This window comes from Sulfurimonas sp. C5 (genome assembly GCF_029872055.1).
Classification (GTDB): Bacteria; Campylobacterota; Campylobacteria; order Campylobacterales; family Sulfurimonadaceae; genus Sulfurimonas.
Genome location: NZ_JARXNQ010000003.1, coordinates 89993 through 99717, shown reverse-complemented (window position 1 = coordinate 99717; position 9725 = coordinate 89993). Strand labels below are relative to the sequence as shown.

Here is a 9725-nt window from a genome sequence, read left to right as displayed (position 1 = left end):
CTTCTTTACAGATGATTTTGAAAGCTTTGGATGAGGCACAGATTGAAGGGATGATTTGACCTCATGCAAAGTTTTCATAACCATATTTTTTCCTGAAATTATATCTAAGATAAGTTAAGTGATGTATAATTTCATAAATTAGTTTTGGAGCTAAATTGCTTTTTGGAAAGATCGAATACTTAAATCTTTTGCCGTTTCACATCTTTATGAAACGTTTTGCACCTTCTTCTCAGATCAAAATGAGCATGGAGTATAAAAAAAGTGTCCCTGCAAAGATCAATGTAGAATTTAAATACAGACGTGTTGATGCTGCTTTTATATCAAGCATAGAAGCTAAAAGATATAAAAATGTAAAATTAGGGATCATTGCAAGAAAAGATGTCAAAAGTGTTTTGGTTATTCCCGATACAGAGGCTAAAAAAGATAAAGAATCTGCTACTTCAAACGTATTGGTTAATGTTTTAGGCTTAAGCGGTGAAGTCTTGATTGGGGACAAAGCACTGCGTTATGCATTGGCAAATGACAATTATATTGATTTGGCAAAAGTTTGGAATGAGCGTTATAAATTACCTTTTGTATTTGCGGTTTTGGCACTTCATAAAGATATAAAGGTTTATAAAAAGATTGAAAAACTTTTCGGGAAGAGACCTGTGAGAATTCCCCAGTATCTATTGGAAAAAGCTGCAAAACGTGTGGGTATTGAAAAGAATGACGTTCTTGAATATCTTCAACTCATCTCTTATGAGCTTGATCAAAAAGCTCAAAGAGGACTAAACAAGTTCTATAAAGAAGCAGCCAAAATTATTTAGTCAGATTATTAAGAACATCGATAATCTCATCCATTTTAGCACTTACGTTTCCTACATCTTCAGAAATTTCATTTACAATTTGTGCATTTTTATTGAGATACTCTGAATTTTCCATTATAGATTGTATTAGTACGTTTGTCGTTGCAGAAGTCTCGGCAAGACTTTTTTGTGTACGTTCTGCTAGTTTTCTTACTTCGTCGGCTACAACGGCAAAACCGCGTCCGTGATCACCTGCTCGAGCTGCTTCTATAGCTGCATTGAGAGCCAAGAGATTCGTTTGTTCTGCAATATCTCCAATAGTATCAAGTATGGCTTTTGTTTCATTTGCATTATCTACCAAAGTTTGCAGGTTGTCTACCATCTCATTTTCTTGCATAGAGATATGATGTATTCTCTCAACAATATCTGTGATCATAGCTTTAAAGTCGACAATGGTTGTGTTTGTGATCTCTTCTATAGTGTTATTTAATTTTTCCGAATCATCAGTGATCTGTTTATGAGAACAGTCATTGTCATCTTTCATGGCTTCAAGAGCTTCACCTAAATAATTGATATTATTTAAAAGATCTGCCATCTTCGCTTCAACTTCTACCGTACTGCGAGCTTGAAAATCTCCATTTGAAAACTTTTTGAGGGTGTCAATAGCCTGATCGATATTCTCTTCAGCAACATCAAGCATTTTATTTAAACTATTTCTTAGGACGTGAACATATGGTGTTTTACTATCGGCCACAATTCTGCAAGAGTAATGTCCTTTAGCTACTTTATCTGCTATAAGAACCATTTCACCGGCTACTTTTGTATCAGTTGAAGCCATGTTCTGACAACATTCCACAAGCTGATTGAAACTTTCATGCATTTTATGTTGAGGATCTGAATGACTGTGTACTTGATTTCTTTTAAATTCCAACATTTCTGTGAGTTCCAAGTGTTTTTGATGTGTATCATCAGTCATTAGACGAGAATGTTTATTTTCCACTGCAAGAATAATGATACCTATGATTATTGTCATAATGGTATATACAAGTGTGGAATCTACAATATAAAATGAAGCTATAAGGAGGATAAATAATGAAACAAGGAGAATATTTTTTTTGTAAGGATTGTTCATATATTACCTCTTAATACATCGTTGTATAAAGCGCTTGGGCTTCAGTGATTTCAGCTTCAGAGGGTTTTCTTCTACAAGACAGATATGTTTTTATTTGTCGCTCTTCGTCATATAAAGGATAAACTGTGGCATACACCCAGTAAAAACCACCGTTTTTTGTTTTGTTTTTAACGTATCCATGCCAGACTAGATCTTGCGTTACGGTATTCCATAGATCTTCGAAAGCAGACTTTGGCATATCCTCATGCCGAACAATATTATGAGGCTTTCCAATTAGTTCTTCTAAAGTATAACCGGCAATTTTACAAAAGTCGTCATTGGCAAATAAAATGGTTCCACGTTCATCTGTTTGAGATACTAAAAAGTCACCTTCTCGTAAAATATACTCATCCATAAATAACTCCTTAGGTTATTAAATGTTTTTTTGACAAACCTATATTTTAAATGTCTGAATATTAAAGAAAGCTTATTATTTGGCTAAAAATTAAAATTTTATTAAAAAAAACAATTTATGTGATAATTTTATAAAGAATCAAAGAGAGAGGGTTGTAAAGCTTTAATTTTATAACTTTGTCTATGAATAGGTGAGTAGCCATGTTTCTGTATAGACGCTATATGAGGTGCCGTGCCGTACCCTTTATGTTTTTCAAAACCGTATTCAGGATAGTTTTGAGCTTCGGCTACTATATTACGATCATGTGTTACTTTTGCAAGGATAGATGCCGCACTAACTTCTGGAACTTTTCCATCTGCTTTGACCATAGTTTTTAAATCTTTAACACCAAAAGTAGTATTACCGTCAAAAAGATACTCTTTTGCATTCAGCTGTGATTTGATCTCTTCCAGGGCTTCGCGCATACATACAGAGATCCCTTTTTCATCTATCTCTTGGGGGGATTTTGTAACAATATGGTATTGGGTAGATGCTGTAACGCTGTCGTAAAGCTGATATCTTTTCTTCTCTGTAATTTTTTTTGAATCGTTTAATCCGGAGATATTTGGAGTGTTCTCTAAAAAAATGCAACCGGCTACAACCAAGTCGCCGGCAATACACCCGCGACCTGCTTCATCTATTCCACATAACATAATACAATTAATCCTTTTTACAAAGATGTATTATATCTTTTTTGTATCATAATGATCTAAAGGTTTATAAGAGGAGGGGTATGATGAAAGTAGCAATCACCGGAGCAAGCGGTTTCGTAGGAACACATCTGCAAAAAGCTTTTCCCGACAATATACATATCCATAGAGATGAAACTGTTACAGAGATCTTAGACAAATTAGAAGATGTATCAGTTGTTATTAATTTAGCAGGTGCTCCTATTATAAAACGTTGGACACCGGATTATAAAAAAGTTCTAATAGATTCTCGTGTTGAAACGACAAAAACACTCGTCGAAGCTATAAATCGAAGTGATGTTAAACATTTTATATCTACATCTGCAATCGGTGCATATCCAGACAACGGAGTATATGATGAAAGGTTTGATACATATGCAGATGATTTTTTAGGAGAACTCACACGAAAATGGGAAGATGTTGCTTTACAATGCAGCAAGCCGACAGCAATAACACGTTTTGGAGTTGTACTGGGAAACGAAGGGGGTGCGTTAAAACAGATGCTACGACCTTTCCAATTTGGTGTTGGAGGCGTAATAGGCAATGGGAAGATGATGATGAGCTGGGTCGATATACAGGACCTTGTACGCGTTTATCAACATTTAGTACAAAAAGAGCTTACCGGTGTGTTTAACGTTGTTGCTCCACACCCTGTTTCAAACTATGAGTTTACAAAAACATTGGGAGCAGTACTAAACAGACCTACATTATTTCCTCTGCCTGAATTTATATTAAAAATGATCTATGCAGATGCAGCAGGTGTACTAACAGGTTCAAAAGAGATCTATCCAAAAGCGTTGTTGGAAAACGGTTTCGCTTTTCAATATCCAACTATAAAACAAAGTTTAAAACATCTATTAGAGAAATAATTTCTCTTAGTCCCCCAATGCCCATATGTCAAACGGTATAATATTTACAGATGCCAAGGGATGGGAGACTGAACCCTCCTTATTCATAGTAATAACAGTTATTTTTTGAATAGAATGTGTAAATAAAAATGCTTCTATACTCTCTAGTTTTTTAAAGAGTCTTCTCTCATCTGTGAAAGGTTTGCAAAGGATGATTTCATCTTTATTCGGTAGATAGAAATCTATTTCGTCTTCATAATAGGCATCTCTCGATTTTTTCAGTAGTTCCAAGTAAACCATATTTTCGAATAAACGGCCGAAGTTTTTTTCTATAGATAAAGCCGATTTTAAAGAGGTATCACATAGATAGATCTTTTTCGTCGCTTTTGTGTGGTTATACTTCTCTACCAGATGAATATATTTTTTTTCAAGAAGAGCTTCAAAAGATTTATAAAGCTTGTCTTTGGAGATTTTTCTTTTTGTTTTGAGTCTTTCATAGATCATAAATGCTGAGAGTTTCTGAGAGTTGAATTTTGCACACATTGTTAAAATATCAAACTCTACATCATCCAAAGCGATTTGAAAAACCTGTTGTAAATAAGTATTTCTTTCATCTATATATAGTTTATGCATAACAGGAAGACCGCCGAGCTGAAAGAAATGGTTCAGTGCAGAAGAATCGTATTTATGTTCATATGCTAAAAACTCTTCATAATCAAGTGGATAAAGATCAATCTGATCTATTTCGGGAATGTTATATTTATGCTCAGATGTGATCAATAGTTGAGATACATTTGGAAACTTGATACTCTCTTTATAATTGTCAAGAACCAAGATATCAATTCTATTCTCTTGGCAAAATTTATTGAGAATTTTATTCAGCTCATCAAACTCAATTCTAATATCGTTACAGTCTATATATAGGTAGCTATTTTTTTTGTGTGCAAGCAGATAAGATTTAACAAGTTGTGTTTTTCCACTTTTTGTTATACCGTTAATCTGGTACGATTTCTCATCAATAAACACTTTTCTATCATGATATTTATCAATATGTAAGTCGGTTTTATAAAACTCTTCGAGTAAAATTTCCATAAATTATCCAAAATTTTGATGATAAAATTTTACCATTTCCTTATTAAAAGGAAATAAATTTGTATATTTTTTAATTTTTGCACCCAAAATCCTTGAATAATATAATGTATTTGAGTATAATTTCGCTCCCTTAAATGGTCAGACACAGGGCTGACGAGTTCTTTATAAGGAAATAATATGGAAAAAATTCGTTTGAAATTGAAAGCTTACGATCATCGTGTACTTGATAGATCTGTAGCTTCAATCGTTGAGGCTGTTAAGCGTACTGGTGCGGTTATCCGTGGTCCAATACCTTTACCAACAAAAATTCGTAAATATACAGTTTTAAAATCTGTTCACGTTAACAAAAAATCTCGTGAGCAATTTGAAATTCGTATGCATGCTAGAATGATCGATATCGTATCTGCAACGCCAGAGACTGTTGATTCATTAATGAAACTAGACTTAGCACCGGAAGTGGACGTAGAAGTTCGCTCTATGGATAAATAAGGAGTAACAAGTGGAATATATTGTTGAAAAAATCGGTATGAGCCGTACTATCACTGTTCCTGCAAAACCTGTTACTCTTTTAAGAGTTCTAGATGCAAAAGTATGTGAAGTAAACGAAGGTAAAGCACTAGTAGCTTATCCAAACGGCAAAAAAATGAATAAGGCAATTGAAGGTCAACAAAAAAAGTTCAACCTTTCATCTGAGTTTAACCGTTTTGTTACTTTAGACGTTGCGAACACTGAAGCTGGTGATTTAGACCTAGCTCCATTAGCTGAAGCAACAACTGTAAAATCAACTTTTACAACTAAAGGTCGCGGTTTCCAAGGTGGAATGAAGCGTTGGAACTTCGGTGGTGGTCCTGCTGCTCACGGTCACAGATTTGGTCGTAGAACAGGTTCTATCGGTAATGCTGAGTGGCCAGGTCGTGTTATGAAAGGTAAGAAAATGCCTGGACAATACGGAAATACACAAAACAGTGTAAAAAATGAAATCGTTTCTTACGATGCTGAAAACAAAATCATCGCGGTTTTAGGTTCAGTTTCAGGTGCTAACGGTACTTTAGGACGTGTAAAGGTGGTTAAATAATGAGCGCAGCAATCGTTTTAAATGAAAAAATGGAAAAAGCTTCTGAGATTGCTTTACCAGAATCATTCGCTGGTATCAATCCTCATAACTTATACCTTTATGTAAAGTCTGCACAAGCTGCTATGCGTGCAAACAGTGCATCGGTTAAAACAAGAAGCGAAGTAAGCGGTGGTGGTAAAAAACCATTTGCTCAAAAAGGTGGCGGTCGTGCTCGTCAAGGTTCGATCAGAGCTCCTCACTATACTGGTGGTGGTATTGCATTCGGTCCTCAAAACAACCGTAATTACAACCAAAAAGTGAACAAAAAGCAAAAGAAACTTGCTTTAAACTTTGCTCTTAACGAGCATGCACAAAACGGTACTCTTTTCGTAGTAGACAGCATTGAAGTAGCATCTGGTAAAACTAAAGATGCAGCAGCAATGTTCAAAGCTCTTAACCAAAGAGATACTTTATTTGTAAAATCTATTTTAGATGAGAAAACTTACTTAGCATTCCAAAACTTAAATGCTACATTCGTAATCGAATCTAATGAATTAAACGCATACTTAGCTGCAAACTATCGTTCAATCGTGATAGAAAAAGCTGTATGGGAAAATCTTGTAAGTGGGGCTAAATAATGGCAGATATTACAGATATTAAATCAATTCTTTATACAGAAAAGACTCTTGGTCTACAAGAAGATGGTGTTATCGTTGTTCAAACTTCACCACGTATGACTAAATCTGGTCTTAAAGAGGTGTTTAGAGAGTATTTCGGAATTATTCCTTCAAAAATCAACTCTTTAAATCAAAGCGGAAAAGTTAAAAGATTCCGTGGTGTACAAGGTAAACAAAATGACTTCAAAAAGTTCTATGTAACTTTACCTGAAGGTGCACAAATCGAAAGTTTGGCGGTGTAATATGGCAATTAAAACTTATAGACCGATAACACCATCTCGTCGTTTTTATACGAACGTAGATAGTTCAGATATTACAGCAAAAGCTAGTGTTCGTTCATTATTAGTTAAGTTACCGACTCACTCTGGTCGTAACAACAACGGACGTATCACATCTCGTCATAAGCAAGCTGGTGCTAAAAAACTTTACCGTATTATCGATTTCAAAAGAAATAAATTCGGTATCGAAGGTACTGTAAGCGCTATCGAGTACGATCCATACAGAAACTGTAGAATCGCTCTTGTTACTTATGCAGATGGTGAAAAAAGATATATCCTACAACCAAAAAATTTAAATGTAGGTGATAAAGTTGCAGCAGCAGAAGCTGGTTTAGACGTTAAACCAGGAAACGCGATGAAACTTAAAAACATCCCAGTTGGTACATTAGTACACAACATTGAGTTAAAAGTAGGAAAAGGTGGACAAATGGTTCGTTCAGCTGGTACTTCTGCTCAAATCATGGGTCGTGATGGTAAATATGTTTCTTTACGTATGCCTTCATCTGAAATGAGACTTGTTCTTGGTGAGTGTATGGCAACTGTTGGTGTAGTTGGAAACGAAGAGTATTCTAACATCGTTATCGCAAAAGCTGGTCGTACTCGTCACATGGGTATCCGTCCTCAAACTCGTGGTTCTGCAATGAACCCAATTGATCACCCGCATGGTGGTGGTGAAGGTAAAACGAATTCAGGTCGTCATCCAGTTACTCCTTGGGGTAAACCAACGAAGGGTGCGAAAACTCGTCGTAAAAAAGCAAGTGATAAATTAATCATCACTCGTCGTAAACCAAATGCAAAAAGGGTAGGTTAATGGCTCGTTCAGTTAAAAAAGGTCCATTCGTAGATGACCATTTAATGAAAAAAGTTGAAACTGCTAAAGCTAGTGGAGACAAAAAACCTATTAAAACTTGGTCAAGAAGATCAGTTGTTCTTCCTGAGATGATCGGTTTAACATTAAATGTTCATAATGGTCGCCAATTCGTTCCTGTATTCGTAACAGAGAATCACATTGGTTATAAACTTGGTGAATTCGCACCAACTCGTACATTCAAGGGCCATAAAGGCACTGTACAGAAGAAAGGGTAAATAGATGGCTAGAGCATTATTAAAATTCATCCGTGTATCACCTATTAAATCTCGTTTAATCGCAAGAGAAGTACAAGGTATGAACGCTGAAGAAGCTATGGCTGCTTTAGAGTTTACTCCAAACAAAGCGGCAAAAATTATCTCTAAAGTTATTGCATCTGCAGTAGCTAACAGTGGTAACGAAGCTGAAGATTGTGTGATCACATCTTGTCGTGTTGACAATGGTCCGGTACTAAAACGTTTCCGTCCACGTGCTCGTGGTATGGCTTCAGGTATTAGAAAACCAACAGCACATATCTTAGTAGAAGTAGAGGGTAAATAGTATGGGTCAAAAAGTTAATCCTATTGGTTTACGTCTTGGTATCAACCGTAACTGGGAGAGTCGTTGGTTTCCTAACTTCAAAACTGCTCCTGCTAGTTTAGGTGAAGATCACAAGATTAGAACATTTTTAAAGAAAGAACTTTACTATGCTGGTGTTTCTAACATCATCATTGAAAGAACAGTTAAAAGATTACGTGTAACTATCATTGCTGCTCGTCCTGGTATCATCATCGGGAAAAAAGGTGCTGATATTGAGAAACTTAAAGATTCTCTTCAAAAACTTATCGGTAAAGCTGTTTCTGTAAACATCAAAGAAGAGAAAAAAGCTCAAGTTTCTGCTCAATTAGTTGCAGAAAACGTAGCTACTCAATTAGAGCGTCGTGTTGCTTTCAGACGTGCTATGAAGAAAGTTATGCAAGGTGCACAAAGAAGTGGTGCAAAAGGTATCAAAGTTTCTGTTTCTGGACGTCTTGGTGGTGCTGAGATGGCAAGAACTGAGTGGTACTTAGAAGGACGTGTTCCTCTTCATACACTTCGTGCAAGAATCGATTATGGTTTCGCTGAAGCTCACACTACTTACGGTATCATCGGTATCAAAGTATGGATCTTCAAAGGTGAGGTACTAACTAAAGGTATCCCAGCTGAAGCTAAAGAAGAGAAAAAAGAGACTCGTTCACGTAAACGTGCTCCAAGAAAAGAAAAGGCGGAATAAATCATGTTAATGCCAAAAAGAACAAAATATCGTAAAGTAATGAAAGGTCGTAACCGTGGTTATGCTCGTTCAGGTTACAAATTAGCTTTTGGTGACATCGGTTTTAAAGCGGTAGAAGCTGGTCGTATCAATTCTCGTCAAATTGAATCGGCTCGTATCTCAGCTACTCGTCACATCAAAAGAAATGGTAAGATTTGGATTCGTGTTTTCCCTGCTAAACCATTAACTGCTAAGCCTCTTGAAACTCGTATGGGTAAAGGTAAAGGTGGTGTTGATAAGTGGGTTATGAACATCAAGCCAGGTCGTATTATCTTTGAAATGGGTGGTGTACCTCACGAACTAGCTCGTGAAGCATTAACTTTAGCAATGCACAAATTGCCATTCAAAACAAAAATTATTACTGCGGAGATGAGCAATGAAATATTCTGATTTAGCAGGTAAAAGTGCAGCTGAACTTCAAGCAATGCTTAAAGAGAAGAAAACTGAGCTGTTTACTCTAAAAATTAAACAAAAAATGATGCAATTACAAAACAGCAGCGAATTAAAAACTGCTAAAAAAGATATTGCAAGAATCAACACTGCATTAACTGCAGTAGCAAAGTAGGGGACGAGCG

The 9725-nt window shown here is 35.9% G+C and carries 16 protein-coding genes; 12 read left to right on the top strand and 4 right to left on the bottom strand.

Annotated elements, in window-relative coordinates:
• Positions 1-155 precede the first annotated feature (155 nt).
• Complete coding sequence (locus P6N22_RS06625; RefSeq protein ID WP_280331368.1) at positions 156-809, top strand: MqnA/MqnD/SBP family protein; 654 nt, start codon at positions 156-158, stop codon at positions 807-809.
• Here the strand turns inward: P6N22_RS06625 and P6N22_RS06620 are convergent.
• The 3 genes from P6N22_RS06620 to P6N22_RS06610 form a co-directional block, all read right to left on the bottom strand.
• Complete coding sequence (locus tag P6N22_RS06620; RefSeq protein ID WP_280331366.1) at positions 802-1821, bottom strand: methyl-accepting chemotaxis protein; 1020 nt, start codon at positions 1819-1821, stop codon at positions 802-804. The two genes, P6N22_RS06625 and P6N22_RS06620, sit on opposite strands and share 8 nt — an antisense overlap.
• A gap of 109 nt (positions 1822-1930) precedes the next feature.
• The gene (locus P6N22_RS06615; RefSeq protein ID WP_280331365.1) at positions 1931-2314 is read right to left on the bottom strand and encodes a PAS domain-containing protein; all 384 of its coding nucleotides are present in this window, start codon (positions 2312-2314) and stop codon (positions 1931-1933) included.
• Between the two features lie 128 nt (positions 2315-2442).
• Complete coding sequence (locus P6N22_RS06610; protein ID WP_280331363.1) at positions 2443-3006, bottom strand: ribonuclease HII; 564 nt, start codon at positions 3004-3006, stop codon at positions 2443-2445.
• Between the two features lie 80 nt (positions 3007-3086).
• Between P6N22_RS06610 and P6N22_RS06605 the strand changes: the two genes are divergently transcribed.
• Entirely contained in the window at positions 3087-3911 is an 825-nt protein-coding gene (locus P6N22_RS06605) for a TIGR01777 family oxidoreductase (RefSeq protein ID WP_280331362.1), read from the top strand.
• Positions 3912-3917: 6 nt separating this feature from the next.
• Here P6N22_RS06605 and P6N22_RS06600 read toward each other — a convergent pair whose 3' ends face one another.
• A complete protein-coding gene (locus P6N22_RS06600; RefSeq protein WP_280331360.1) occupies positions 3918-4982 on the bottom strand; it encodes an ATP-binding protein in 1065 nt (354 codons plus the stop codon).
• A 177-nt stretch (positions 4983-5159) separates the two neighbouring features.
• On the opposite strand from P6N22_RS06600, the gene rpsJ reads away from it, so the two are divergent.
• The 10 genes from rpsJ to rpmC are packed head-to-tail and all read left to right on the top strand — an operon-like array spanning position 5160 to position 9715.
• Positions 5160-5471: a 30S ribosomal protein S10 gene (gene rpsJ, locus P6N22_RS06595; RefSeq protein WP_152183763.1), complete on the top strand. Its 312-nt coding sequence runs from the start codon at positions 5160-5162 to the stop codon at positions 5469-5471.
• A gap of 10 nt (positions 5472-5481) precedes the next feature.
• Entirely contained in the window at positions 5482-6057 is a 576-nt protein-coding gene (gene rplC / locus P6N22_RS06590; RefSeq protein WP_280331358.1) for a 50S ribosomal protein L3, read from the top strand.
• Positions 6057-6674, top strand: a complete 618-nt coding sequence (rplD, locus tag P6N22_RS06585) for a 50S ribosomal protein L4 (RefSeq protein WP_280331356.1) — start codon at positions 6057-6059, stop codon at positions 6672-6674. Before rplC ends, rplD begins: the two co-directional genes overlap by 1 nt.
• Positions 6674-6955 (top strand): 50S ribosomal protein L23, encoded by a 282-nt coding sequence (locus P6N22_RS06580; protein WP_280331355.1) that lies wholly within the window; start codon positions 6674-6676, stop codon positions 6953-6955. The genes rplD and P6N22_RS06580 overlap by 1 nt, the downstream gene beginning before the upstream one ends.
• A gap of 1 nt (position 6956) precedes the next feature.
• Positions 6957-7802 carry a 50S ribosomal protein L2 gene (gene rplB, locus P6N22_RS06575; RefSeq protein ID WP_280331353.1) on the top strand — a complete coding sequence of 282 codons (846 nt, stop codon included), beginning with the start codon at positions 6957-6959 and terminating at the stop codon, positions 7800-7802.
• The gene (rpsS, locus tag P6N22_RS06570) at positions 7802-8077 is read left to right on the top strand and encodes a 30S ribosomal protein S19 (RefSeq protein WP_280331350.1); all 276 of its coding nucleotides are present in this window, start codon (positions 7802-7804) and stop codon (positions 8075-8077) included. The genes rplB and rpsS overlap by 1 nt, the downstream gene beginning before the upstream one ends.
• Before the next feature lie 4 nt (positions 8078-8081).
• On the top strand, positions 8082-8399 hold the full coding sequence (rplV, locus tag P6N22_RS06565; RefSeq protein ID WP_152183758.1) for a 50S ribosomal protein L22: 318 nt from the start codon (positions 8082-8084) through the stop codon (positions 8397-8399).
• Between the two features lies 1 nt (position 8400).
• Positions 8401-9111 (top strand): 30S ribosomal protein S3, encoded by a 711-nt coding sequence (gene rpsC / locus P6N22_RS06560; protein ID WP_280331347.1) that lies wholly within the window; start codon positions 8401-8403, stop codon positions 9109-9111.
• A 3-nt stretch (positions 9112-9114) separates the two neighbouring features.
• Positions 9115-9540, top strand: coding sequence for a 50S ribosomal protein L16 (rplP, locus tag P6N22_RS06555; RefSeq protein WP_280331345.1), 426 nt, complete (start codon positions 9115-9117; stop codon positions 9538-9540).
• Positions 9527-9715 carry a 50S ribosomal protein L29 gene (rpmC, locus tag P6N22_RS06550; protein ID WP_193113828.1) on the top strand — a complete coding sequence of 63 codons (189 nt, stop codon included), beginning with the start codon at positions 9527-9529 and terminating at the stop codon, positions 9713-9715. Before rplP ends, rpmC begins: the two co-directional genes overlap by 14 nt.
• The last annotated feature ends 10 nt before the right edge of the window (positions 9716-9725 follow it).